The sequence below is a fragment of the Bosea sp. (in: a-proteobacteria) genome (assembly GCA_023910605.1).
In the GTDB taxonomy this organism is placed as follows: Bacteria; Pseudomonadota; Alphaproteobacteria; order Rhizobiales; family Beijerinckiaceae; genus Allobosea.
In genome coordinates, this window is sequence record JAAVVV010000001.1 from 2,344,427 (window position 1) to 2,368,151 (window position 23,725).

General features: G+C 64.4%; 23 protein-coding genes, 1 tRNA gene and 1 pseudogene. 16 read left to right on the forward strand and 9 right to left on the reverse strand.

Annotated elements, in window-relative coordinates; translation table 11 throughout:
• Positions 1 to 209: 209 nt before the first annotated feature.
• From HEQ16_11275 to HEQ16_11290, 4 genes are all read left to right on the forward strand, one after another.
• On the forward strand, positions 210 to 599 hold the full coding sequence (locus tag HEQ16_11275; protein MCO4054609.1) for a hypothetical protein: 390 nt from the start codon (positions 210 to 212) through the stop codon (positions 597 to 599).
• A 402-nt stretch (positions 600 to 1,001) separates the two neighbouring features.
• The gene (locus HEQ16_11280; protein MCO4054610.1) at positions 1,002 to 1,355 is read left to right on the forward strand and encodes a helix-turn-helix domain-containing protein; all 354 of its coding nucleotides are present in this window, start codon (positions 1,002 to 1,004) and stop codon (positions 1,353 to 1,355) included.
• A 22-nt stretch (positions 1,356 to 1,377) separates the two neighbouring features.
• Positions 1,378 to 1,758 (forward strand): DUF2384 domain-containing protein, encoded by a 381-nt coding sequence (locus HEQ16_11285; GenBank protein ID MCO4054611.1) that lies wholly within the window; start codon positions 1,378 to 1,380, stop codon positions 1,756 to 1,758.
• Positions 1,718 to 2,509: an RES family NAD+ phosphorylase gene (locus HEQ16_11290; GenBank protein MCO4054612.1), complete on the forward strand. Its 792-nt coding sequence runs from the start codon at positions 1,718 to 1,720 to the stop codon at positions 2,507 to 2,509. Before HEQ16_11285 ends, HEQ16_11290 begins: the two co-directional genes overlap by 41 nt.
• A gap of 37 nt (positions 2,510 to 2,546) precedes the next feature.
• Here the strand turns inward: HEQ16_11290 and HEQ16_11295 are convergent.
• Together HEQ16_11295 and HEQ16_11300 are read right to left on the reverse strand one after the other, a co-directional pair.
• Positions 2,547 to 2,723, reverse strand: a pseudogene (locus HEQ16_11295) (transposase family protein).
• A 143-nt stretch (positions 2,724 to 2,866) separates the two neighbouring features.
• Entirely contained in the window at positions 2,867 to 3,466 is a 600-nt protein-coding gene (locus tag HEQ16_11300; GenBank protein ID MCO4054613.1) for a GNAT family N-acetyltransferase, read from the reverse strand.
• A gap of 97 nt (positions 3,467 to 3,563) precedes the next feature.
• Between HEQ16_11300 and HEQ16_11305 the strand changes: the two genes are divergently transcribed.
• From HEQ16_11305 to HEQ16_11315, 3 genes are all read left to right on the forward strand, one after another.
• Positions 3,564 to 3,947, forward strand: coding sequence for a transposase (locus HEQ16_11305; GenBank protein MCO4054614.1), 384 nt, complete (start codon positions 3,564 to 3,566; stop codon positions 3,945 to 3,947).
• Positions 3,944 to 4,288, forward strand: a complete 345-nt coding sequence (tnpB, locus tag HEQ16_11310) for an IS66 family insertion sequence element accessory protein TnpB (GenBank protein MCO4054615.1) — start codon at positions 3,944 to 3,946, stop codon at positions 4,286 to 4,288. Before HEQ16_11305 ends, tnpB begins: the two co-directional genes overlap by 4 nt.
• A 76-nt stretch (positions 4,289 to 4,364) precedes the next feature.
• Positions 4,365 to 6,056: an IS66 family transposase gene (locus tag HEQ16_11315; protein MCO4054616.1), complete on the forward strand. Its 1,692-nt coding sequence runs from the start codon at positions 4,365 to 4,367 to the stop codon at positions 6,054 to 6,056.
• Between the two features lie 322 nt (positions 6,057 to 6,378).
• On the opposite strand, the gene HEQ16_11320 is transcribed toward HEQ16_11315, so the two are convergent.
• Positions 6,379 to 6,468 (reverse strand) — tRNA-Ser (locus HEQ16_11320).
• 240 nt (positions 6,469 to 6,708) lie between these two features.
• Here HEQ16_11320 and HEQ16_11325 point away from each other — a divergent pair.
• From HEQ16_11325 to HEQ16_11360, 8 genes are all read left to right on the forward strand, one after another.
• Entirely contained in the window at positions 6,709 to 7,083 is a 375-nt protein-coding gene (locus tag HEQ16_11325; protein MCO4054617.1) for a hypothetical protein, read from the forward strand.
• A gap of 334 nt (positions 7,084 to 7,417) precedes the next feature.
• Positions 7,418 to 8,419 carry a septal ring lytic transglycosylase RlpA family protein gene (locus HEQ16_11330; protein MCO4054618.1) on the forward strand — a complete coding sequence of 334 codons (1,002 nt, stop codon included), beginning with the start codon at positions 7,418 to 7,420 and terminating at the stop codon, positions 8,417 to 8,419.
• A 146-nt stretch (positions 8,420 to 8,565) separates the two neighbouring features.
• Positions 8,566 to 9,723 carry a D-alanyl-D-alanine carboxypeptidase gene (locus HEQ16_11335; protein MCO4054619.1) on the forward strand — a complete coding sequence of 386 codons (1,158 nt, stop codon included), beginning with the start codon at positions 8,566 to 8,568 and terminating at the stop codon, positions 9,721 to 9,723.
• 2 nt (positions 9,724 to 9,725) lie between these two features.
• Positions 9,726 to 10,442, forward strand: coding sequence for a dTMP kinase (locus HEQ16_11340; protein ID MCO4054620.1), 717 nt, complete (start codon positions 9,726 to 9,728; stop codon positions 10,440 to 10,442).
• Positions 10,439 to 11,494 (forward strand): DNA polymerase III subunit delta', encoded by a 1,056-nt coding sequence (locus HEQ16_11345; protein ID MCO4054621.1) that lies wholly within the window; start codon positions 10,439 to 10,441, stop codon positions 11,492 to 11,494. The genes HEQ16_11340 and HEQ16_11345 overlap by 4 nt, the downstream gene beginning before the upstream one ends.
• Positions 11,495 to 11,527: 33 nt before the next feature.
• Complete coding sequence (locus HEQ16_11350) at positions 11,528 to 13,105, forward strand: methionine--tRNA ligase (protein MCO4054622.1); 1,578 nt, start codon at positions 11,528 to 11,530, stop codon at positions 13,103 to 13,105.
• Positions 13,105 to 13,905 (forward strand): TatD family hydrolase, encoded by an 801-nt coding sequence (locus tag HEQ16_11355; protein ID MCO4054623.1) that lies wholly within the window; start codon positions 13,105 to 13,107, stop codon positions 13,903 to 13,905. Before HEQ16_11350 ends, HEQ16_11355 begins: the two co-directional genes overlap by 1 nt.
• Positions 13,902 to 14,723, forward strand: coding sequence for an MBL fold metallo-hydrolase (locus tag HEQ16_11360; GenBank protein ID MCO4054624.1), 822 nt, complete (start codon positions 13,902 to 13,904; stop codon positions 14,721 to 14,723). The genes HEQ16_11355 and HEQ16_11360 overlap by 4 nt, the downstream gene beginning before the upstream one ends.
• A 49-nt stretch (positions 14,724 to 14,772) precedes the next feature.
• Here HEQ16_11360 and accC read toward each other — a convergent pair whose 3' ends face one another.
• The 5 genes from accC to HEQ16_11385 form a co-directional block, all read right to left on the reverse strand.
• Entirely contained in the window at positions 14,773 to 16,125 is a 1,353-nt protein-coding gene (gene accC, locus HEQ16_11365) for an acetyl-CoA carboxylase biotin carboxylase subunit (protein ID MCO4054625.1), read from the reverse strand.
• A gap of 13 nt (positions 16,126 to 16,138) precedes the next feature.
• Complete coding sequence (gene accB / locus HEQ16_11370; protein ID MCO4054626.1) at positions 16,139 to 16,615, reverse strand: acetyl-CoA carboxylase biotin carboxyl carrier protein; 477 nt, start codon at positions 16,613 to 16,615, stop codon at positions 16,139 to 16,141.
• A 29-nt stretch (positions 16,616 to 16,644) separates the two neighbouring features.
• Positions 16,645 to 17,100: a type II 3-dehydroquinate dehydratase gene (gene aroQ, locus HEQ16_11375; GenBank protein ID MCO4054627.1), complete on the reverse strand. Its 456-nt coding sequence runs from the start codon at positions 17,098 to 17,100 to the stop codon at positions 16,645 to 16,647.
• A gap of 117 nt (positions 17,101 to 17,217) precedes the next feature.
• Positions 17,218 to 17,988 (reverse strand): DsbA family protein, encoded by a 771-nt coding sequence (locus HEQ16_11380; GenBank protein MCO4054628.1) that lies wholly within the window; start codon positions 17,986 to 17,988, stop codon positions 17,218 to 17,220.
• 51 nt (positions 17,989 to 18,039) lie between these two features.
• Complete coding sequence (locus tag HEQ16_11385; protein MCO4054629.1) at positions 18,040 to 19,365, reverse strand: M48 family metallopeptidase; 1,326 nt, start codon at positions 19,363 to 19,365, stop codon at positions 18,040 to 18,042.
• Between the two features lie 153 nt (positions 19,366 to 19,518).
• On the opposite strand from HEQ16_11385, the gene HEQ16_11390 reads away from it, so the two are divergent.
• Positions 19,519 to 20,727, forward strand: coding sequence for an aminotransferase class I/II-fold pyridoxal phosphate-dependent enzyme (locus HEQ16_11390; protein ID MCO4054630.1), 1,209 nt, complete (start codon positions 19,519 to 19,521; stop codon positions 20,725 to 20,727).
• Positions 20,728 to 20,818: 91 nt separating this feature from the next.
• On the opposite strand, the gene HEQ16_11395 is transcribed toward HEQ16_11390, so the two are convergent.
• The gene (locus tag HEQ16_11395; GenBank protein MCO4054631.1) at positions 20,819 to 23,608 is read right to left on the reverse strand and encodes a ribonuclease E/G; all 2,790 of its coding nucleotides are present in this window, start codon (positions 23,606 to 23,608) and stop codon (positions 20,819 to 20,821) included.
• Positions 23,609 to 23,725 lie beyond the last annotated feature (117 nt).

Genomic DNA, 23,725 nt, shown 5'->3' on the forward strand with positions numbered 1-23,725 from the left:
TAAAGTCACAAAGCAGTCAGTCAGATATGACAGGATTTGGGAAGTTCACGAGAAACCCTATTCTAGGTCGCCAAAGGTTCACCTCGCAAATAGGTTGACCAGTGGCGTCATACCTCACTTTGATAGAGCAAAGCTACGGCTATGGAAGCCAGCCGTATTAAGGGCTTTTGAATTCAACAAGACCACCAACCCGCAAAAAGGTTTCCTGATTGAAATCGAAGACTTCTTCAAAAAATTCGTGCGGACGTCTCACATTTGAAGTGCATCACCTGACGGATTATCGGTTGATTGATGGGCCAAAAGGATCGCGAAACAAGTTATCCGATGTACTGCTTTCCGTCGTTGTCGATGATTTCGCTGAACATGGCGCTGAGGCCATATCGCAGCTTCGCCAGAAAGACCCGGCGACCTATCTTCGCTTGGTTGCGTCGTTGGTGCCGCGTGAAATGATCCTTCAGCGCGAAGAAGCGCTCACCGTAGACTATGCCGAACTCACCGACGCTGAAATTGTGGCCCTGCTTGAAGAACAGCAACGGCGCAAGTTCATCGAAAATGCATTGAACTCGGTTGAGCCGTTTCTTTCACGGCCCGCACGATAGACGGTCAATCGCTTGGCGAACGCGCTTCCATTTTCCTTGAGCGAAGAAATCGCTGTAACGCCATGCTCTATCTTCCTCTATGAATGCCATTTCAGCCGCGCGTTCACCGTAGCGGGCAATGTGGGCATTGGCCAAAGCGTTGATTTCGGCTTCAGGGATAAAGCGCGGCCTAATTGAACCTTCCCAAGCTACCCATACGAACGCGCCCCATATCGGCGATAGGCAAACAATCCATATTCCGGCTTTGATCGCGGCTTCCCATGTCATCGCCCGAAATACCCGCCTTCCATTGGGTACATTTTTTTCTTATAACGCTACGTAATGTACGTGGCAATTAGTATGTGGATAGAGAAGGCCGTCTCACATTTGAAGTGCATCACCTGACGGATTATCGGTTGATTGATGGGCCAAGTTTACAATCACCTCAGCGGTGAGGAACGCAATTTCATTCATCGGCATCTGAATGAAGGTCGGAGTTGTCGCTGGATAGCCGGGCATCTGGGGCGCTCTGGACCGACCATATCGCGCGAGATCAAACGCAGTTCTGGCACGGCGCAAGGATATGACGCTTCCTCGGCAGCCTCTTCTTGCCGGGCCAGGCGGCGGCGGATGACGCGTACGGCGACGCCGGGGCCGACGCCGCCGGCCAGCCACAGCGCATGCTCGCCAAGGTTCGGATCCGCGAACAGGACGTCGAGCGCAGCACGGAAGGCCTCCACTGATTTCCCTTTCCTTAGGAATTTTCATGCCATATAGTTTATCCAGAAAGGAGACGCCTATGACAGTCCTTCTGTCCGCCGCCGCCCGCCCGGAAGCCGGCCCGGTCGTCACCAAGGCTGTTCTTCGTGCCGCGGATCAGTTGGGCGTGACCGCCCGGATCCTCGCCACCGTCATCGGTGTCAGCGAGGCGACGGTCTCGCGCATGAAGCGCGGGGAATTCGGTCTTGAGCCTGGGACGAAGCCGTTCGAGCTGGCGGTCCTCTTCGTGCGCCTGTTCCGCTCCCTCGACGCGATTGCGGGAGGCGACGACAGGGTCGCGGCAAGCTGGCTCGTCAATCCCAACACCGCTCTCGACGCCCGGCCGATCGAGAAGCTGCAAACCGTGAGCGGGCTCGTCGATGTCATCGCCTATCTGGACGCGCGTCGCGCTCTCGTCTGAGTTCCGGCGCTTCGACGGCGCGTGCTGGCGTCTCGTCGAGGCCCAGCACCGCGTCTCGACCCTGAAGCTGACCGACACGCTCGCCGAACAGTCCTTGCTCGAAGACCTGATCGAGGAGACGAAACCCGCGATCCCGCCGGACTGCCGCCATCTCGATTTCCTGCTGGCGACGCCGTTCCGCTATGGCGCTATCTATCCGGCAGGGTCCCGCTTTCGGCGCGCAGGGCGCACGCTCGGCGTCTACTACGCTGCGGAACACCCGGCGACCGCTGTCGCCGAGATGGCGTTCTACCGGCTCCTGTTCTTTGCCGAGTCGCCCGCCACGCCATGGCCGTCTGACGCAGCCGAATACACGGCGTTCTCGGCTGCGGTATCGAGCGTGCGGCTGCTCGATCTGATGAGCGAACCGCTCTCGCACGACAGCCTCCTCTGGACGGATGTCACGGACTACGGTCCTTGCCAGACCTTCGCTGACGCTGCCCGAGCGGCAGACGCTGACGTGATCCGCTACCAGTCGGTGCGCGATCCGGATCGAGGCGCAAATCTCGCGATCCTGATGTGCCGCGCCTTCGCAAGTCCTGCACCGGTCGACCGGCAGATCCTTGAACGGCAAACTTGGCGCATTCGCTTGAGCCCATCCGGTGTCCAGGCCATATGCGAGTTCCCCCGACAGGGTCTTGAGTTTCCGCGTGGAACCTTCGCCGCCGATCCGCGGATCGCGGCCCTGAACTGGGACCGTGGCGACCTTTAGGCCACCCCGTTCAGTCGAACACGCCCGATCGTATCTCCTCGCCCCAGGCAGCGATGGACTCATAATGGTCGCAGTCCGCCATCGATCCGCACACCACGAGGAGCAGCACCTCACGCAAGGGATGCGCGACCCGCCACGCCTCGCGCGGGTCCTCAATGGTCGAAAAATGATCCAGAAGCGCCTTCAGACGCGGCTTTTCACGGAAAAACAGCAAAGGCGAGGCTCATGCGCGGGGCTCCGAATCAGACCCCGCACCGAATCACAATTGCAACAACCCGAAAACCGCCGTTAACCCGAGTTCGGTGCCCTGAAGGAAATTGCGCCGCCATTGACACACCCCGGCGAAAATGCCGGCCCTCACTTCCGTGGCGGGCTCAACGGCCGAGGAGGCAGGATCTCGGCATCGGTCAGCACCTTCTTGGCCATGAAGATGGCGGCGTCGAGCTTGGTGAAGTTGCGCGCCTTGTAGAATTGCAGCGCCCGGTCATTGTTCTCCGCGACCTCGAGAACCAGATGCGAGCAGCCGCGCACGCGGGCCAGATGCTCGAGCTGCTCCATGACGAAGGAGCCGAGCCCGCGGCCCTGATAAGCAGGATGCACGGCCAGTTCCTCGACATAGAGCGGATGCATCTCGCGATTGCGGAAATAGCGCTCGTTCATCCAGCTATCGGTGCCGATGATGGCCTCGGCGCATTCCGCATAGCCTATGATCTGCTCCTTGCCGTCGATCCGTGTCACGAACAGCAATTGCTCTACGCCTTTCTCCTCATAGCGCTCCAGAAAGCGCTTCTTGGAGGTCGGGCGCTGGAACTCCACCGTGGTGCGGTTCACCTCCCGGAAGACCAGCTTGAGGAATTCCCAGGTGCGGCTGAGATCGCGCCGATGAATGCGGCGAACGCGGACAAGGGGTTCACTCGGCGTATCGGATTCAGCTGAAGGGAGGCTTTCGAATGACATGGACTCACGATAACCTGACGGTAAGCGTGTAGGCAGCCCCACGTATCTTTTGGTGTTCTGATCGCTCATTTTCCCGGTGAATCATGTGGGGAATCCTATGAGCGAGAGTATGAATCAAGATCGAGTTTTTGAGGTTTTGACGGCAGCGCCGGTGCGGACGAGGCGCAGGCTACGTGATTGGTCGGTCGACGAGAAGGCACGACTGATTTCCCAGACGCTGTTGCCTGGTGCGAATGTTTCGGCGATTGCGCGTTCTGCCGGGGTTGACCCTTCGCAGCTTTATGGATGGCGGCGACAGGCCCGGGCATCCGGGGCGGTCAAAGCCATGCCCGTTGCGCACGATGAGGTGAAGTTTGCGCGCGTCGAGGCGGCTGGCAACTGGGCTGTGGAGATTGTCATTCGGGATACGGTTGTCCGCGTTGGCGGCGACATCGATGCGGATCATCTGACCGTGATACTGAGGGCGGTGCGCAAAGCATGATTGGCCTGGGTGTCGTCGTTTACGTGTCGTGCCAGCCCGTCGACTTTCGTAAAGGTGCCGCATCCCTGATGGTGCTTGTCCGGGATGGCGGCCTCGACCCGTTCAACGGCGCGCTTTACGTGTTTCGGTCGAAACGTGCGGACCGTGTTCGGATCGTGTGGTGGGATGGCAGCGGCGTTTGTCTCTATTCGAAGACGCTTGAGGAGCAAGGCTTTTGCTGGCCTGCCCTATCGGCGGCTCGCATTCGCCTGGACCATTCGCAGCTGATGGCTCTTCTGGCCGGGATGGACTGGAAGAAGATCCGTCCGACAAAGGTGCGGCGACCCTTGCTGACGGGATGATGTCGATCTGCGGCAAGATGAATCATGCTGCTGTAATCATTGGGAAAGTGAGCGGTTTTGTGCTCTATTTGCACCCATGGATTTACCCCTGAACACCTTGCCGGACGACGTGGATGCGCTCAAGGCGATGGTGCTCGCCCTGGCGCGTGCGCAGGCGCAAGGGGATGTTCGATTAAGAGCCGCGGAGGCTGAAATCGCCCGGCTGGAGGCGATCGAACAGAGCGCCAACGAGCGGATTGCCAACCTGACGCTGATCATGAAGGTCTTGCAGCGCGCGCAACATGGCAAGCGCTCTGAACGGCTCCGCGCCGGTGGTCCTGGGGTCCTCGACGACGAGCAGATTGCCTTTGCCTTCGAGGAGGTGGAGACCGGCCTTTCGAGCGTCCAGAGCGAACTCGACCGGGGCGCCAGGGACAAGCCGAAACGCGCTCCACGCCCGCGCAAAGGCTTTGCTGCGCATCTTGAGCGCATCGAGGAGGTCATCGAGCCGGAACTCCCCGCTGGATATGAGGGCCTGGAGAAGGTGCTGATCAGCGAAGACCGTTCCGAACGGCTCGATGTCATTCCGCCGAAGTTCAGGGTCATCGTGACGCGCCGTCCCAAATATGCCTTCCGTGGCCATGACGGCGTGATCCAGGCGCTCGCACCGGCACACATCATCGAAGCCGGATTGCCAACGGAACGGCTGCTCGCCTTTATCGCGGTCTCCAAATATGCCGACGGTCTTCCGCTTTACCGTCAGGAGGCGATCTACCTGCGCGACGGGGTCGAGATCAGCCGATCCCTGATGGCCCAATGGATGGGCCATCTTGGGTTTGAACTGCAGATACTGGCCGATTACATCCTCGAAAAGATCAAGGAGGGTGAGCGGATCTTTGCCGACGAAACGAGCTTGCCCACTCTGGCTCCCGGATCGGGGAAAGCAACCAAGGCCTGGTTATGGGCCTACGCGCGCGATGATCGCCCCTATGGCGGCACCAGTCCGCCAATGGTGGCCTATCGCTTCGAAGACGGCAGAGGCGCTGAATGTGTGGCCCGTCATCTGTCCGGGTACAACGGCATCCTGCAGGTCGATGGATACGTGGCCTATAGCAGCCTTGCCAAGAGCCAGGCCAAGAGCCAGGCCAAGAGCCAGGCCAAGAGCCAGGCCAAGAGCCACGCCAAAAGCCAGGCCAAAACCGGCAGCACAGAAACGATGAGGCTTGCCGGATGCTGGGCGCATCTCAGGCGCAGGTTCTACGATCTGCACATCAGCGGCGTCTCGCAGGCTGCCACGGACAGCGTCATGGCCATGACCGAGCTGTGGAGGGTCGAAGATGACGTGCGCGGCCGGAATGCAGACACCCGCGCGAAGCTCCGGCAGGAAAAGTCTGCGCCTGTCGTCGCGCGCCTCTTCGATCTTTGGGAACGGGAGCTCGGCAAGGTCTCCGGCAAGTCCAAGACGGCGGAAGCAATCCGCTATGCGCTCGCCCGCCGTGAAGCACTCGAACGGTTCCTCTCCGACGGTCGCATTGAAATCGACTCCAACATCGTCGAACGGGCCATCAGGCCCCAAACCATTACGCGAAAGAACAGCCTCTTTGCCGGAAGTGAAGGCGGTGGCAGGACCTGGGCTACACTGGGAACGCTTCTGCAAACCGCCAGGATGAACAATGTCGATCCTCTCGACTGGCTGTCGCAAACCCTCGCGCATATCGCCCAAGGATGGCCCGCATCCAAAATCGACGCCCTCATGCCCTGGAACTTCAGGTCAAACGCCCTCAGCTAACCGCTTACACCTGACGGCGTCGAGGCCGCCAGAGCAGGACTCCGCAAAGGCCAGGGCCGAAACATCGCCGCTTTCGGGCGTTCTCTTCAGCAAAGCTCATGGCGGCTGTCGCCGCCGCATCGACCGCCGGCGCGGTGTCCAGAGGTGGACATGCTACAGTCGCCCGTTAATCCGTCGGTGTGAACTGATCATCGCCTGATATCGAACAAAAGGCGGGCATTGCCCGCCTTTTTCATGGGATCCGCCACCAATTTTTGGATCACGGATCCTGTGGCGGGTTAGTTGAACAAAGCTAAAATGACACAATGAAATCCATGCAAACTGGCGGAAGGGGTGGGATTCGAACCCACGGTGGAGTTGCCCCCACGGCGGTTTTCAAGACCGCTGCCTTAAACCACTCGGCCACCCTTCCAGCGCGCTGTGCAATGCCCGATTGCGTGGCGATGGGCAAGCATCATCGCCCTGCACGCCCGCGTGCGACCTAATGAAGCAGCATCCGTGGGACCAGACCCTACGTAAATTCTCGCACGGGCTCAGTCCTGCGTGAGCCCCGTTGCGCGCGATCCTTGAGGAGACATGCATGATGACGAAGACAAGCCCTGCCGCCGGGCGCGGCGCGTTCTCTGGCTCCGGCATTCGCCGCGCGACCGGCATGGCCGCGTCCGCGCTGATGCTGGCGCTGCTGGGCGCCGGCGCCGCCGGGGCGCGGGAACTGGCGGCCGATGACATCCGTGACAAGATCGCGGGCAAGCGCATCTATCTCGCCGTGCCGCTGGGCGGCGAGTTTCCGCTGTTTTATCGCCAGGACGGGCGTGTCGATGGCTCCGGGACGGCTGTCGGTCTGGGGCGCCTCGCTCGGCCGACCGACTCTGGCCGCTGGTGGGTGAGCGGCAATCGCCTGTGCCAGCAATGGCAGAACTGGTACGACGGCAAGCGGATGTGCTTCCAGTTGATCCATCTGGGCGGCGACAAGCTGCGCTGGAATCAGGATAACGGGGACACTGGGCTGGCCCGCATCGGCAACTGAGCCGGGCCGCCGCGCCCTTGTGCTTGGCTTCGATGAGGCGCAGCACCACAATCGCGCCGCAATTGAGCGGTTCCTGCACGATCGCCGAGAGGCCGCAGCCGTCGATCTTGCCGGCGGCGGAAACTTCGCTTAACGGTCCTTTCACGGAACCCGGCGAAATTCTCTGATCAATGCTGTCACGGCATGGGTTGCGGATCATACCAGAAGGGCCTCCATGCGGATGCTGAGCTCAAGCCTTTCCGTCTCGCCGCGCCTGGGCGCTGCGATCTGTGTGGTGTCGGCGCAAGGTCAGGCCATTCTGCGCGTCACGGGCGTAGCAGGGCTTGCGGTGCTGATGGCGAATTGCTCGCAGACTCCGCAGGGGGGGCGGCTGTCCTCGCAGGAAAGCCGTGAGATCGGCTTTTTCTCCCAACGCAAATTCGGGCCCGCCAGCCCCCGCGTCGTGGCCGATGGTCAGGAGGTGCCGAAGGGCGGCGGCCGTGACCATGTCGGGCGATCCTACACCATCGCCGGCAAGCGCTACACGCCATACGTGAAGCCGGTGGGATACGTGATCACTGGCAATGCCTCCTGGTATGGGCCGGCCTTCCACGGCCGGAAGACCGCGAATGGAGAAATCTATGATCGTCACGGCGTTTCCGCCGCGCATCCGACCATGCCTCTGCCGAGCTATGCGCGTGTCACCAACCTGGGCAATCGCCGCTCCATCATCGTGCGTGTGAATGATCGAGGGCCCTACCATGGCGGCCGGGTCATTGATCTGTCCCAGAAGACGGCCGAGCTTCTCGATTTCCGCCATCTCGGCACAGCCCGGGTGAGGGTCGAGTATGTCGGGCGCGCCTCCCTGCGGGGCAGTGATGACCGAACGCTGGTCGCCTCGCTCACCACGGACGGCTCGCCGGCCGGCGTGCCCGGTCTGAGCCAGCCCGGCACGATGATCGCCAATGCGCCGCCGCTGACCTCGCCGCGCCTCATGCCTGCGACCGGAGTGGTCGAGCGGCCTGTCAATGAGACCGTGGCGGTGGCGCAGGCGCCTGCCCAGCGCGCCGTGGCGGAGCCTGCCGTCTTGCAGTCCGAAGCCCCTGTCCAATCCGCGCGCGTCATGTCGGATGCGCCGCGTCCGCCCGTACGCCCCTATGATCTGCTGACGGTGCCGGGCGCAGGCACGCCGATCACCTTTGCCGGCGCTGCTCCCGGCGCGTCCCGCATCGCCGCCGCAAGGCCGATGGTCGCGAGCCTGTATTTCGCGAAGCCCGAACCGGTGGCGCAGCGCTTCGATCCGCGCCATCCGCTCGTGCGTGACCTGAAGCCCCAGCGTTTCGTCGCGTTGCGCTGAGTCGCATCCGCGCCGGTTGATTTCGGCGGGCGGCCAGCGCAGAACGGGGCATGATCTGCAACAACTCGCGTCTGCGCCGCTTGTGGCCATCGTTGCCCCGTGACCGGATTGCCGGCCGGCGGCATGCGCTGCCGGCCTTCTCGTTCATGCTGGCGTTGGTGCTGTCGTTTGGCCTTGCAAGCCCCGTCCGCAGCCAGAGCTTCCAGACCCTCGCGCCGCAGGCCCTGCTTTTCGATGCGGACAGCCACAGCACCTTGTTCGAGCGCAATGCCGACCAGTTGATGGCCCCGGCCAGCATGGTGAAGCTGATGACGGCGCTTGTCGTGTTCGAGGAACTGGAGCAGGGGCGCCTGAGGCTCGAGGACGAGATGGTGGTGTCCGAGAACGCCTGGCGGCGCGGGGGCGCCGTCTCAGGCGGCTCGACCATGTTCGCGCTGCCGAACAGCCGCATCAAGGTGAGCGACCTGCTGTCCGGGCTCCTGGTTCAATCGGGCAATGACGCGGCGATTGCGCTGGCCGAAGGCATCGCCGGCAGCGAAGACAACTTCGTGAAGCTGATGAACGAGCGCGCCCGCAAGATCGGCCTTTCGCGCTCCACCTTCCGCAACACCATGGGCTTTGCCCACCCGGAACAGCGCGTGACGGCACGCGAGATGGCGGTGCTGGCGGACCACATCATCACCACCTACCCGCAGCACTATCGACTGTTCAGCCAGCGCGAGTTCACCTGGAACCGCGTGCGGCAGCAGAACCGCAATCCTCTCCTTACCATGGACATCGGGGCTGACGGGCTGAAGACAGGCAACATTGAGGAATCCGGCTTTGGCCTGGTCGGATCTGCGGTCCAGAACGGCCAGCGCCTGATCGTCGTCGTCAACGGGCTCAAGACCGCGCGTGACCGCGCGCAGGAGGCGCGCAAGCTGCTCGAATGGGGCTTCCGCACCTTCGAGGCACGCGAGATCTTCGCGGCCGGCGAGATCGTAGGCGAGGTGGCGTTGTTCGGCGGCGCGAAGGCAAGCGTCGCCGTCACCGCCAAAGGTCCCGTCAAGCTGCTGCTCCCCCGGGGCAGCAGCGACAGGGTGCGCGGCAGCATCATTTATCGCGGGCCAGTGCGCGCGCCTGTCGCCAGGGGCGCCGAGATCGGCCGCCTCAGGATCGAGCGTGGCGAAACCCGCGCGCTCGATCTGCCGCTTTACGCCGCCGAGGATGTGGCGGCTGGCTCTTTGACCCAGCGCGCCACGGATGCCGCCTTCGAAGTCTCGACCGGCTGGATCCGCCGCGTGTTCACGCGATCCTCGCCGTGACCCTGGCTGCCGATACGCGCGACCCCGCGAGCTTCGCGCCGCTTCCACGGGCGCGCTTCATCACGCTCGAAGGCGGGGAGGGCGCAGGCAAGTCCACCCTTGCCCGCGCGTTGCAGGCGCGGCTGCTGGCGCGCGGCATCGACTGCGTTGTGACGCGGGAGCCTGGCGGATCGCCGAAGGCGGAGCTGATCCGCGAGGCTCTCCTCGCCGGCGACATAGCGCCGTTCGGTCCCTTTGCCGAGGCGCTGATGTTCTATGCCGCGCGCATCGACCACCTCGACCACACCATCCAGCCGGCGCTCAAGCGCGGCCAATGGGTGATCAGTGACCGGTTCGCGGACTCGACCCGAGCCTACCAGGGCACGTTGGGCCGCCTGGACCCAGCCTTGCTGGCGGGGCTGGAGCGCAGCGCTCTGGGCGGCTTCAAGGCCGACCTGACGCTGGTTCTCGACGTGCCCGTGGCGGTGGGGCTCGCCCGGGCGGCAGCGCGGCGTGGCGCTGGCGCCGCCGACCGCTTCGAGAAGGAGGGACGCGGGTTCCACGAACGCTTGCGAAAGGCCTATCTCGACATTGCCGAGCGCGAGCCGGATCGCTGCATCGTCATCGATGCGGACGCCTCGCCCGAGGACGTGCAGGAACTCGCCTGGTCGGCAATTCAAGGCCGGCTTCTCAGCCAGCCTGCCGCCGCTGGCCCTACAGCACAGGGGGGCACGGCATGAGCACCGCGCAGCAGGACGAGCCGGACAGGTTGGAAGGGTTTCCCCATCCGCGCGAAGCCAGCGCCCTGTTCGGACATCAGGGCGCACAGGCCGCCATGCTCGACGGCCTGAAAGGCGGCCGGCTGCACCACGCCTGGTTGATCGGCGGGCCTGAAGGGATCGGCAAGGCGACCTTCGCCTATCGCATGGCCAAGCATCTTCTTGGAGTGCATTGCGGTGCTGCCGGAGCCGACGGGATGCCGTTTGTGGACGAGGCCGCGCCAGCATCCCGGCTGGTGGCGCAACTGGCGCATCCCGATCTCGTCGTGCTGCGGCGGCAGCTCCAGCCCAGAACCGGCACTATCTCAACCCAGATCACGGTCGACCACGCGCGCCGGGCGCTCGACATGTTCGCATCCACCGCCGGGCAGGGCGGGTGGCGCGTGTGCATCGTGGACAGCGCCGATGACCTCAACAGCTCGAGCGGCAATGCGCTGCTCAAGGTGATCGAGGAGCCGCCGCCGCGGGCTATCTTTCTCATCGTAGCGCACCAGCCGGGCCGCGTTCTGCCCACCATCCGCTCGCGATGCCGCAAGCTGATGCTGAGGCCACTTGCCGAGGGCGAGGTTCTGGATGCGCTGCGGCTCATCGAGCCGAGCGCGGACGCTGCCGCGATGAAGCAGGCGGCCAGCCTGTCCGATGGGGCCGTGCGCCGGGCGTTGCTGCGGCTTGATCCGGACACTGCCGCGCTGATCCTCGCCACGAGGGCCGAACTGGACAAGCTGCCGCGCTTTGCGCTCGACGGCGTGATGAAGATCGCCAACCAGATCGCCGGCAAGCGCGGGGAGGCTGAATCGGCGATTTTTATGGAAACGCTGGAGGATTGGGTCAGCCAGCACATGCACGGCAACATTGCCGCAGGAGCGCATCGCCTTGCGCCCTTGGCGGAGGTATGGGAGAAGACGAGCCGTTCCGTGCGAGAGACAGAAGCGTTCAATCTCGACCGCCGGGCGCTCGTCTTGTCGATCTTTCATGATCTTGCGGACGCCGTGTCGCGCTTGCGGGCGGCCTGACCGCGGGGTCGCCACCTTCGGAACCCGCGTCCCATGAGCTTCGCCGACCCGCACGATCGCCCGAAATTCTACCTGACGACCGCGATCGCCTATCCTAACGGCCCGCCGCATATCGGTCATGCCTATGAGGTCGTGGCGGCGGATGCGATTGCCCGGTTCAAGCGGCTCGACGGCTTCGATGTCTTTGCGATGACCGGGACCGACGAGCATGGCCAGAAGATGCTGCGCACGGCACAGGCGCAGGGAGTTTCGCCCAAGGCCTGCGCAGACGGGCTTGCGGCCATGTTCAAGGCCATGGGCCCGGCACTGAACCTGTCTTTCGACCGCTTCATCCGCACCACCGATGATGACCACCTGACCTCCACCCAGGCGCTTTGGCAGCGCATGGAGGCGAGGGGCGACATCTATCTCGGCGGATATTCGGGCTGGTATTCGGTGCGCGACGAAGCCTTCTATGACGAGAAGGAAACCTCGCTGCTGGCCGACGGCACGCGCCTTGGCGGGCAGGGCACCCCGGTCGAATGGGTGGAAGAGGAAAGCTACTTCTTCCGGCTCTCGGCCTATCAGGACAGGCTTCTGGCGCTCTATGAGGAGCAGCCGAACTTCATCTCGCCCGACACGCGCCGCAACGAGATCGTCAGCTTCGTCAAGGCAGGGCTCACCGACCTGTCCATCAGCCGAACAACCTTCGACTGGGGCCTGCCTGTGCCGGGCGCTGCCGGCCATGTGATGTATGTCTGGATCGACGCGCTCAACAACTATCTGACCGGCACGGGCTTTCCCGATGAGAACAATCCGAGGGCGCGCTACTGGCCGGCCGATGTGCACATCATCGGCAAGGACATCACGCGCTTCCATGCGGTTTACTGGCCCGCTTTCCTGATGTCGGCCGGGCTGCCGCTTCCACGCCGCGTGTTCGGACATGGATTTCTCCTCAACAAGGGAGAGAAGATGTCCAAATCCGTGGGCAATGTGCTGGACCCGTTCAATCTGGCCGAGGCTTACGGCGTCGACCAGTTGCGCTACTTCTTCCTGCGCGAGGTGCCATTCGGGCAGGACGGCGCCTATTCGCACGAGCTCATCGTGAACCGCATCAATGCCGACCTCGCCAATGACTTTGGCAACCTGGCGCAGCGCTCGCTGTCGATGATCAACAAGAACTGCGAGGCGCGCGTGCCCATGCCGGGCGTCTTCACTCCCGAAGATGAAGCCATGCTCGCGCAGGTCGACTCGCTTCTGGGCAAGGCCCGCAAGGCAATGGAGGATTTCGCGATCCACCAGGTTCTGAACGAGGTGTGGGCGGTGGTTGCGGAGGCCAATCGCTATTTCGCGGCGCAGGCTCCCTGGGTCCTGCGCAAGACCGATCCAGCGCGGATGGAGACGGTGCTCTACGTCACAGCCGAGCTTCTGCGGCAGACCGCGATTCTCGTGCAGCCGGCGATCCCGACTGCGGCCGGCAAACTGCTTGACCTGCTGGCTGTCGAAGCGGACGCGCGCGACTTCAGCCGGCTTGGCCCCGGGCACCGGCTTGTGCCCGGCGTCGGACTTCCGGCTCCGGTCGGGATTTTCCCGCGTTATGTCGAGGCATTGGGCGGGGGCGAAGCGGGCTGATGCTGATCGACACGCATTGCCATCTCGATTTCCCTGACCTTCTATCCGATGTCGATGCGGTGGTGGCGCGCGCGCGCGCGGCGGGCGTTGGCCGCATCGTGACGATCTCGACGCATCTGGCGCGCAGGGCAGGCTACATGGCGCTGGCGGATCGCTTTCCCAACGTGTTCTTCACGGTGGGCACGCATCCGCACAATGCCGCCGACGAGCCCGACGAGACAGCCGAGGCGATCATGGCCTTGTCGCAACATCCCAAATGCGTGGCGATTGGCGAAGCCGGCCTCGATTTTCATTATGACAAGAGCCCTCGCGACATCCAGCGTCAGGTTTTCCGGCGTCACATCGCTGCGGCGCGGGGCACGGGGTTGCCGCTCGTGATCCATGCTCGCGACGCCGACAGCGAGATGATCGGCATCCTGCGCGAGGAACATGCGCAGGGTCCGTTCGGCGCGATCCTGCATTGTTTTTCGTCTGGGGCGGAGCTGGCGCGCACGGGCGTGGAGCTCGGCTTCTACCTGTCGTTCTCCGGCATCATCACCTTCAAGCGCTCCGCTGAACTGCGCGAGATCGCGGCCGCCACGCCGCTTGACCGCCTGCTGGTCGAAACCGACGCGCCCTATCTTGCGCCGGAGCCCTACCGCGGCAAGCGCAATGAGCCCGCCTTTATGGTCCGGACCGCAGAGGTGCTGGCGCGCGTCAGGGAAATCGGTGCGACTGAACTCGCGAGCGCAACAAGCGCCAATGCCGAGCGCATCTTCCCCCGCATGGCCGCTTTTGCGCGCGACACGGCGGCGGCATGACGCTGACGGTCACGATCCTCGGCTGCGGCTCGTCTGGCGGGGTGCCGCGGCCGGCCTCCGGCTGGGGCGAGTGCGATCCAGCCGAGCCGCGCAACCGCCGCCGGCGCTGCGCTATCCTGATCGAGAGGCGCGGGCGCAAGGGTACGACAACGGTGCTCGTCGACGCCGGCCCGGACCTGCGTGAGCAGTTGATCGGCGTGGGTGTGACAACGCTTGATGGCGTCGTGCTGACCCATGAGCACGCCGATCATTGCCACGGCATCGATGATCTTCGCCCCGTGGTGCTGCACATGCGGCGTACGGTGGAAGTTCATATGGATGCCGTCACCAGCGCTGTGATGCTCCAGCGCTTCCGCTACATTTTCGAGAGCCTTCCAGGCAGTTCCTATCCTCCCATCGCACAGCGCCGCGAGATCGAGGCGGGGCGGCCCTTCAAGGTGGAGGGGAATGGCGGACCTGTCGAGGTCATGCCCATCGCGGTCGCCCATGGCGACATTGCGGCGCTTGCCATCAAGGTTGGCAAGCTTGTCTACATGCCCGATGTCAGCGGCATCCCTGACGCGGCGCTCGCGCATCTGGCCGGGCTCGATGTCTGGATCATCGATGCGCTTCGCCACAGGCCGCATCCGTCGCATTTCTCGCTGTCGGACGCGCTGGATTGGATCAAACGGATGCAGCCGCGTCAGGCGGTGCTCACCAACCTCCACACCGATCTCGACTATGCGACTCTCGCGTCCACCGTGCCCGAGGGCGTCCATGTCGCCCATGACGGCATGACCATCGTGCTGGAAGAGGACGGCGCGGTCATCAGCCCTTGAGCCGAATGGCCCGCAGTCAGCGGCCCTGGGCCTGTATGCGCCCTGGCGCTTACGGCTCCATGCCGCCAGCGGCCAGGAACTTCTCGAGCCAGTGGATGTCGTAGAGCCCGTTCTGGATGTCCTGGTTACGCACCAGCGTGCGGAACAGCGGCAGCGTGGTGTCGATGCCGTCGACAACGAACTCGTCGAGTGAGCGACGCAGCCGCATGAGGCACTCGTTGCGGGTGCGGCCATGCACGATGAGCTTGCCCACCAGCGAGTCGTAATGGGGCGGGATCGTATACCCCTGATAGACAGCCGAATCGACGCGGACGCCCAGCCCCCCCGGCGTATGGAAGGACTGGATGCGCCCGGGCGAGGGCCGGAACGTCGCCGGGTGTTCGGCATTGACGCGACATTCGATGGCGTGGCCTTCGAGAACGATGTCGCTCTGCTTGATCGACAGCTCCGCGCCGGCCGCGATCCTGATCTGCTCGTTGACCAGATCGATGCCAGTTATCATCTCCGTCACCGGATGCTCGACCTGGATGCGCGTGTTCATCTCGATGAAGTAGAAGTTTCCGTCCTCATAGAGGAATTCGATCGTGCCGGCGCCGATGTATTGCAACTCCTGCATCGCCTTCGCGCAGGTCTCGCCGATTTCGGCGCGCATCGAGGCGTTGAGAGCTGGCGAGGGGCCTTCCTCCCAGACCTTCTGGTGGCGGCGCTGGAGCGAGCAATCGCGCTCGCCCAGATGGATGGCGTGGCCCTTGCCGTCGCCCAGAATCTGGATCTCGATGTGGCGGGGCCTTTCGAGATATTTCTCGATGTAGACGGCGTCATCCCCGAAAGCGGCCTTCGCCTCGGTCCGGGCCGTCTGCAGCGCCACCACGAGGTCATCCTCGCTGCGCGCGACCTTCATGCCGCGACCGCCGCCGCCGGCAGCGGCCTTGATGATGACGGGAAAGCCGATGTCGCGGGCTATCCTCAAGGCTTCCGCATCCTCGGTCACGCCGCCATCCGAGCCGGGCACGCACGGGATGCCAAGACGCCGCGCCGTGCGCTTGGCCTCGATCTTGTCGCCCATGATGCGGATGTGCTCCGCCTTGGGCCCGATGAACGTGATGTTGTGCGCCGCCAGCATCTCTGCGAAGCGCGCGTTCTCGGACAAAAAGCCATAGCCCGGGTGCACGGCATCCGCCCCGGTGATCTCGCAGGCCGCGATCAGCGCGGGCATGTTGAGATAGGATTCGCGGGCGACCGGAGGGCCGATGCACACGCTCTCGTCGGCGAGGCGCACATGCATGGCCTCTGCGTCGGCGGTGGAGTGCACGGCGACAGTGGCGATGCCCAGTTCCTTCGCGGCGCGCAGCACACGAAGCGCTATCTCACCCCGGTTGGCGATCAGGATCTTGTCGAACATGGCCCGGCGCGCCCTATTCGATCACGACGAGCGGCTCGCCATATTCGACCGGCTGACCGTCCTCGACCAGGATGGCCGTGATCGTGCCGGCGCGGGGCGCGACGATTTCGTTGAAGGTCTTCATGGCTTCCACGAGCAGGATCTTCTCGCCTTCCTTCACCACCGAGCCTATCTCGACGAAGGCTTTCGCATCAGGTGAGGGGCGGCGATATGCGGTGCCGACCATGGGCGACTTGACGGCGCCCGGATGGAGTGAGGCCGCGCTCTTGCCGGTCTCCGCAGGCGCCGCAGCGGTGGCGACGGGCGCAGGCGCGGCAGGCGCAGGGGTTGGCGCGTGATGGATCGGGGCCTGCACATGCGCCGTGATGGTGCGCGCCACGCGGATGCGCAGATCGCCTTTCTGGACCTCGATTTCGGTGAGGTCGGTCTCGTTGATGAGTTGCGCGAGGTCGCGCACCAGATCGGGGTCGAACGGGCTCTTGGTTGCCATGCGAGGGTCTTTCATGACGGAAGTAAGGATCAGCCTGCCTGCCGGGCTCTGGCTTGAAGCAAAGGAATGATGGCGTCCAGCGCAAGTTCATAGCTGTGCGCCCCGAAGCCGGCGATCACGCCGGCGCAGACGGCCGCGATGCAGGAATGATGACGGAATTCCTCACGCGCGTGGACGTTGGACAGATGCACCTCGATCGCCACCGCATCGGAGCCCTTGATGGCGTCGCGAAGCGCAATGGAGGTGTGGGTGTAGGCGCCGGCGTTGATGATGACGCCCGCGCCTGAGAGTCCTGCCTGCTGGACAAGCGTGACGAGTTCGCCCTCGATGTTGGACTGATGGCAGATGAGCGCAACGCCCTTGCCTGCGGCAAGCGTGCCAAGACGCCCTTCGATGTCCGCCAGCGTCGCAGCCCCATAGGTGGCCGGCTCCCGCCGCCCGAGCAGGTTGAGGTTCGGTCCGTTGATCAGATGGACAGCGAGCATGACGAACTCCCGCGCGGTGAAGGCAATGCCCTCCGCGCCGGCGTCCTCATAGCGGTTCGATCCCCGGAGGGAAAGGGGATCAGCAAAGCCGGCTGTTGATCGGCCCGTCGCCCGCGCTCAGCCGCAATTCGTGCGGCCGCATTTGCGCACGGCAGCGATGCGCGACTTGATCTGTTCGACGCCGACAGCGCCAAACACGATCTCGTCGGCAATGACGAAGGCCGGCGTGCCGGTGAGGCCGAGTCGGTCGCCAAGAACCACCGTCTCCTCGATGACCGACCGGGTCTCGGCGCTATCCATGTCGCGGCGGAGCTGCTCGACATTGGCGCCGTGCTCCTTGGCCACATCAATGGCCTTCGCGCCGTTGACGCGGCCGCGCGTGCCCATCAGCGCCACGTGGAAAGCCCAATACTTGTCAGCCTTGAGCTGGTTCTTGGTCGCTACGGCGACGCGGCTGGCCTCCACCGAATCGGCGCCGAGAACGGGGAAATCCTTCAGCACGACCTTGAGCTTGGGATCGATCTTGATCAGTTCCTGCAGGTCGGTGAGCGAGCGCTTGCAGAAGCCGCAATTGTAATCAAAGAACTCCACCAGCGTGACGTCCCCCTGCGGATTGCCCGCCACCGCGCTCTTCGGTGAGTCGAAGATGGCGGCGCGCTCGGTCACAAGGACCTGCTTTTGAGCATCCACCTGCGCCTGCTGCTGACGCTTCTCAAGCTCGACCAGCGCCTCCTGGATCAGCTCGGGATTCTTCAGCAGCACATCCTTGATGATGAGCTCGATCGCTGCCCTCTGATCGGCCGTGAAGGCCTGCTGGGCCAGAACAGGGGGCGAGAACGCGACAAGGGCCGTCGCGGCGACACAGCTGAGGGCAAACTGGCGGAGCATGGAGTTCCTTCAACGAATCGATCGTTGCCTTACGTTATGGAAGCGTCCTTATCACGAACGCGGCGGCCGGTAGTTCACGATGTCTTCAGCGCGCAACTGCCCCGGCGATCCGACCGGAAGGCGGCGGGCGGCCCGGGCCGCCTGGGTCTGCGCGCTGACGAGATCGCCTTCTATGAAAGCCGCCTGGGCGGCTGAGAGTTCCGCCATGCCGACATTGCCCTTGCGCGCATAGGCGGTGGCCAGGTGGCGATGGGGATCGGACAGCTCCCGTTCGCGTTGTGCGGCGTATGAAAGCTCGCGGATGGCTTCGTCGAGCAAGGCTGGCGAGCCGGCCGACAGCAGCGCATGGCCAAGCATGCCGCGAATGAGCCCCGAGGTCGGTGCGGCACGCGCTGCGCGGCGCAAGGGCTCTATCCCAGCCTGCGCCTGGCCGCTTTCCAGCAGGATCTGGCCACGCAATTCATGAAAATGGGCGTTGGCGGGTTCGATCCGCAGCAGCACGTCGACGCCGGCGAGCGCTTCCTGGCGCCGTCCGGCCCGATGCGCCGCGATCGCGCGGGCATAGCGCGCGGGCAATGACACGTCATGCGGCGGGTAGCGCCGCGCAATGCCGTCGCCCCGATCGATGAAGCCGAACAGCTTGGCGCGGGCCAAGGCATGGCGGGCCAAACGCTGGGGCGGCTCTGCGGCATTGAAATGCGGGCTCGCCTTCGCCAGCGTCTGCAGCTGCGCGATGCGCTCCTGGGGCAGGGGGTGGCTGATCTGGTAAGGGTCGATGCCGCGCGAGGCGAACATCCCAGACTCGGCGAAGCGCTCGAAGGTGCGAAGCATCCCCCGCGAGCTCTGGCCCGTGGCGTCGAGGAAGCGTACGGCTGCGCGGTCGGCGGCCTGCTCCTCGCCGCGCTGATACGCCAGAAGGCTGCGGCGCGCCATTTCCGCCCCGCCGGAGAACACGCCGGCCGCGCCCAGGCCCGCGTTGCCGACGCGGTCGCCGCTTGTGGCCGCGCCGACGACGGCACCCGCGCCTGCCAGCATGCCAATGGCGGCAAAGATCTGGGCGTTCGAGATTTCCTGCCTGAGCCGCGCCAGATGGCCGCCGGCAATGTGGCCGGTTTCGTGAGCGATCACGCCGATCACCTCATTGGGCGTCTCGGCATCCATGAGCACACCCACATTCATGAAGATGCGGCGGCCATTGGCCACGAAGGCGTTGAAAGTGCGGTCCTGAATGAGGACGATGTCCGTCTGGCTGGCATTGACCCCGGCTGCGCGGAAGATCGGCGCCGCGTATTCACGCAGCAACTGCTCGATCTCGGTGTCACGCACGATGGAGATGCGCGTGCCAGTGCCCTGCGCGGCGACGGGCTGGGCCATCATCACGCCAGCAAACAGAGAGGCAGCCGCACAGCGCCAGTTCCAGCCAGCCTTGCGAAGCGATGGGCGTATCCGTCGGTTCATCGGGTCATCAGTCTTGAAACGGGCATCTCGTCTTCCGGTATAAAGGCTTGAAGGCAAGAATGCGACCGGGCTATGCGGGCCGTGAAGCGAAAGGACACGCAGTTGCCGAAAACCAATCCACTGGGCCCGCTGGCCATCTCCCGTCGCTCAGGCATGGTTTCACCCTTCATTGTGATGGATGTGATGGCGGAGGCGGCGCAGATCGAGCGTGAGGGCGGCTCGATCGTGCACATGGAGGTGGGGCAGCCGGGCCATCCCGCTCCCCGGACCGCGCGGGAAGCTGCGGCCCGGGCGCTCTCCGAGGGCAGGGTCGGCTACACCGAGGCCCTGGGCATCCGGCCGCTGCGCGAGCGCATCGCCCGGCATTATCGCGAGCGGCACGGTGTGTCCGTCGATCCGGCCCACGTCATCGTCACGACCGGCTCTTCGGGCGGCTTCACGCTTGCCTTTCTTTCGCTGTTCGATCCAGGCCAGCGCGTCGCGATCGCCTCGCCGGGCTATCCCGCCTATCGCAACATCCTGAAGGCTCTGGGCCTCGACGTCGTTGAGATCGAGACGGGCGCCGAGACGCGCTATGCTTTGTCCGGGGCGCAGATAGCGGCGGCCCATGCCGAGGTGCCCCTTGCTGGCGTGCTTGCCATGAGTCCCGCCAACCCGACGGGCGTGGTGATGAGCCCGCAAGCCATCGCGGAGCTGTCTTCCGTCTGCCGGCGTCTTGGCATCGCCTTCATATCCGACGAGATCTACCACGGGCTGACCTATGGCGCCGTTGCGGAGACGGCGCTTCGGCACGATGACGGCGCAATCATCATCAACTCCTTCTCCAAGTATTTCTGCATGACCGGCTGGCGCGTCGGCTGGATGGTCGTGCCGGAGGCGCTGGTGCGGCCGATCGAGCGCCTGCAGCAGAACCTGTCCATATCGGTGCCCTATCTCAGCCAGATCGCGGCATTGGCGGCCTTCGACGGACAGGAGGAAATGGAAGCCGTGCGAGAGGGTTACGCGCGCAACCGCGACATCCTGATGAACGAGCTGTCCGGCATCGGCCTTGGGCATTTCCTGCCCGTGGATGGGGCCTTCTATGTCTATGCGGATGTATCGGCTCTGACCAATGACAGCATGGATTTCTGTCGCCGGGCGATTCGCGAAGCTGGCGTCGCAATAACGCCGGGGCTCGACTTCGACACGCGCAACGGCCACCGCTTCGTGCGCCTGTCCTTTGCCGGCATCGAAGGCGACATGATCGAGGCATTGCGGCGGCTCCGCGGCTGGCTCGCCTGAGCCGGAAGGCGCGATGCCGAACGCAACTGGCTGCAAATGAAAAGGGCCGCCCATCCGGCGGCCCTTCGCAGTCATGCATTGACGACAACGCCTACTTCTTGCTCCACCAGCCGCCGCGCTTGGGGCGGTTGGGGTCGATCTCGGTCAGCACGATCGTGACAGGCTCAGGTTCGACAACGACGGGCACAGGCTCCGGCTCGCTGGCGGCCGGAGCTTCGCGATTGGCGGCGGCGAGGACCGCCTCGGCAGCGGCAGGTTCAGCCTGTGCACCCTCAGCCGTCTCCGGCTCGTTCGCAGCAGGCTCAACAACCTTCTTGCGGGCGCGACTGCGCTTCGGCTTCCCGGCCGGTGTTGCCTCGACCTCTGCAGGCGCTTCGTCCGCCGCGGGAGCAGTGGCAGCGACAGCTTCCGTCCGCTCATCATCATGAACGGGCTCGGCTGCAACAGCGCCGCCGTCAGCTGCGCCTTCCTCACGGGTGCGGCGACCACCGCGGCGACCACGCCGGCGCGGGCGTGGGCCTGCCTCGTCCGACAGATCGTCAGGGCTTGCAGCAACCGTCTCTGTGGCCGGTCCGTCCATCGTCTGACGCGGCTCGTCGTCGCCATCCTCGTCATCGTCGGAGTCGTCAGAGGACGATCCGCCTTCGGCACGGTCGGCGCCGAACTCGCGATCGCCGCCACGGCCACGCCTGCGGCGACGCCGGCGCCGGCGCCGGCCACCTTCGCCATTGTCCGCACGTTCGCGTTCCTCGGCCGAATCCGGCTCGGCGCGGGGCGAATCAGCCTCTTCGCCCTCTGCGTCCTCGGCGATGATCTCGGCGTCGTCCTCATCCTCCGCGACGATGGCTTCGGCACGAAGGCCGGTGATCGGCGCGCGCGGCTCTGCCTGCACGAACTCGCCCCGCTCCAGCGTGTAGTAGGTGGACCCCAGCAGGTGGTCATCGACGGCGAGCGTGACGCTGACGCCGAACTGCGCCTCAAGATCGGTCAGGTGCGCGCGCTTCTGGTTGAGCACGTAGAGCGCCACCTCCGTCCGTGTCTTGACGATGAGGTTGTGCGTCGAGGCCCGGATCAGGGATTCCTCGACCGCCCGCAGGATCTGCAGCGCTACCGAGGGCGTGGAGCGTACAAAACCGGCGCCGTCGCAATGCGGGCACTTGACCGAGGAGCTTTCAAGCACGCCCGTGCGGATGCGCTGGCGTGACATCTCCATCAGCCCGAAGGCAGAGATGTGCCCGACCTGAATGCGGGCGCGGTCGTTCTTGAGGCAATCCTTCAGCTTCTTTTCGACATGGCGGTTGTTCCGCTTCTCCTCCATGTCGATGAAGTCGATCACGATCAGGCCGGCAAGGTCGCGCAGGCGCAGCTGGCGCGCGACTTCCTCTGCGGCTTCGAGGTTCGTCTTGAGGGCGGTGTCCTCGATGTTGTGCTCGCGCGTGGAGCGGCCCGAGTTCACGTCGATCGAGACCAGCGCCTCGGTCTGGTTGATGACGATGTAGCCGCCCGACTTCAGCGTGACCTGGTTCGAAAACATAGCGTCGAGCTGGCTCTCGATGCCGAACTTGGCGAAGAGGGGCTGCGGCTCGCGATAAGCCTTGATGGTCTTCGCGTGGCTGGGCATCAGCATCTTCATGAAGTCCTTGGCTTCACGATAGCCGCCGTCGCCCGCAACAAGGATGTCGTCGATGTCCTTGTTGTAGAGGTCTCGGATGGCGCGCTTGATGAGCGAGCCTTCCTCATAGACCAGCGCCGGCGCTGAGGAATTCAGCGTCAGCTCACGCACGCTCTCCCACATGCGCATCAGATATTCATAATCGCGCTTGATCTCGGGCTTGGTACGCGCCGCGCCCGCCGTGCGCAGGATAATGCCCATGCCGTCCGGAACCTCGAGCTCGCCCGCGATTTCCTTGAGACGCCTGCGATCCTCTGCGCTGGTGATCTTGCGCGAGATGCCGCCGCCGCGCCCGGTGTTGGGCATCAGGACCGAGTAGCGGCCAGCAAGCGAAAGATAGGTGGTTAGCGCCGCGCCCTTGTTGCCGCGCTCTTCCTTGACAACCTGCACCAGCAGGATCTGGCGGCGCTTGATGACCTCCTGGATCTTGTACTGACGCCGGCTCTGATAACGCGGGCGCTCGGGAATGTCGTCGAGCGCATCGCCGCCGCCGACCTGTTCCGGGGCAGGGCGCTCATCGCGCGTCTGCTCGTCGTTTTCCTCGTCTGCGTCCTCGTCCTCGTCGCGCTCTTCGCCGTCGCGATCGTCCTCGTCCGAAGCGGCGCTGCGGGGCGACCCGGCTTCGCCATTGTCGGTTTCTTCGCGGTCAGCCCCGTCGTGCTCCGCCTCGTCGTCGCCGGCATCGCGCGCGTCCATCTCGACGCTGGCCGCGATGGGGGCGCCGTCGTCATCAAGCCGTTCGACATCACGCGAATCGCCATTCTCATCGACAGGGGCCGATACGGTCGCATCACCGCCCGCGCGCTTCTCGCGCCCGCCATCGCGCCCGCCGCGACGCCGGCGACGGCCACGGCCGCCGTCACGCCCGCCATCGCGGCTACCGGAGCGTTCGCGCGGCTCTTCCGATTCGGCGTCTTCCTCGTAGCGGGCCTGCTCGGCGAGCAGCGCCTGCCGGTCCGCGACGGGGATCTGGTAGTAGTCCGGGTGGATTTCGGAGAAGGCGAGGAAGCCGTGCCGGTTTCCTCCGTACTCGATGAATGCCGCCTGGAGCGAGGGCTCCACGCGGGTGACCTTCGCCAGATAGATGTTGCCTCTTAGAGGGCGGCGCGAGGCGGATTCAAAATCGAATTCCTCGACCTTCTGTCCCCTGACGACGACGACCCGGGTCTCCTCCGGGTGCGAAGCGTCGATAAGCATCTTGTTTGCCATTGCATTGGACCTGGGTGCGGCGCAGCGCTCGCCCGTGGACCGACTGCAGCAGAATGCTGGGCGCGGCGGGGCTGGCTGCGGCGAGGCCGGACAAAGCCGGCCAATGTTGGGAAGGAT

Coding starts and splice junctions, on each gene's coding strand:
- accB (MCO4054626.1), bottom strand. CDS start 16,615: ATGGCAACCAAGAGCCCGTTCGACCCCGATCTGGTGCGCGACCTCGCG.
- HEQ16_11385 (MCO4054629.1), bottom strand. CDS start 19,365: ATGATGGCCCAGCCCGTCGCCGCGCAGGGCACTGGCACGCGCATCTCC.
- HEQ16_11315 (MCO4054616.1), top strand. CDS start 4,365: ATGGATTTACCCCTGAACACCTTGCCGGACGACGTGGATGCGCTCAAG.
- HEQ16_11300 (MCO4054613.1), bottom strand. CDS start 3,466: ATGTCATTCGAAAGCCTCCCTTCAGCTGAATCCGATACGCCGAGTGAA.
- HEQ16_11325 (MCO4054617.1), top strand. CDS start 6,709: ATGGCCGCGTCCGCGCTGATGCTGGCGCTGCTGGGCGCCGGCGCCGCC.
- HEQ16_11350 (MCO4054622.1), top strand. CDS start 11,528: ATGAGCTTCGCCGACCCGCACGATCGCCCGAAATTCTACCTGACGACC.
- aroQ (MCO4054627.1), bottom strand. CDS start 17,100: ATGCTCGCTGTCCATCTGATCAACGGACCGAACCTCAACCTGCTCGGG.
- HEQ16_11360 (MCO4054624.1), top strand. CDS start 13,902: ATGACGCTGACGGTCACGATCCTCGGCTGCGGCTCGTCTGGCGGGGTG.
- HEQ16_11285 (MCO4054611.1), top strand. CDS start 1,378: ATGACAGTCCTTCTGTCCGCCGCCGCCCGCCCGGAAGCCGGCCCGGTC.
- HEQ16_11390 (MCO4054630.1), top strand. CDS start 19,519: ATGCGGGCCGTGAAGCGAAAGGACACGCAGTTGCCGAAAACCAATCCA.
- HEQ16_11305 (MCO4054614.1), top strand. CDS start 3,564: ATGAGCGAGAGTATGAATCAAGATCGAGTTTTTGAGGTTTTGACGGCA.
- HEQ16_11395 (MCO4054631.1), bottom strand. CDS start 23,608: ATGGCAAACAAGATGCTTATCGACGCTTCGCACCCGGAGGAGACCCGG.
- HEQ16_11380 (MCO4054628.1), bottom strand. CDS start 17,988: ATGCTCCGCCAGTTTGCCCTCAGCTGTGTCGCCGCGACGGCCCTTGTC.
- HEQ16_11290 (MCO4054612.1), top strand. CDS start 1,718: ATGTCATCGCCTATCTGGACGCGCGTCGCGCTCTCGTCTGAGTTCCGG.
- tnpB (MCO4054615.1), top strand. CDS start 3,944: ATGATTGGCCTGGGTGTCGTCGTTTACGTGTCGTGCCAGCCCGTCGAC.
- HEQ16_11345 (MCO4054621.1), top strand. CDS start 10,439: ATGAGCACCGCGCAGCAGGACGAGCCGGACAGGTTGGAAGGGTTTCCC.
- HEQ16_11335 (MCO4054619.1), top strand. CDS start 8,566: ATGCTGGCGTTGGTGCTGTCGTTTGGCCTTGCAAGCCCCGTCCGCAGC.
- HEQ16_11280 (MCO4054610.1), top strand. CDS start 1,002: ATGGGCCAAGTTTACAATCACCTCAGCGGTGAGGAACGCAATTTCATT.
- accC (MCO4054625.1), bottom strand. CDS start 16,125: ATGTTCGACAAGATCCTGATCGCCAACCGGGGTGAGATAGCGCTTCGT.
- HEQ16_11355 (MCO4054623.1), top strand. CDS start 13,105: ATGCTGATCGACACGCATTGCCATCTCGATTTCCCTGACCTTCTATCC.
- HEQ16_11330 (MCO4054618.1), top strand. CDS start 7,418: ATGGCGAATTGCTCGCAGACTCCGCAGGGGGGGCGGCTGTCCTCGCAG.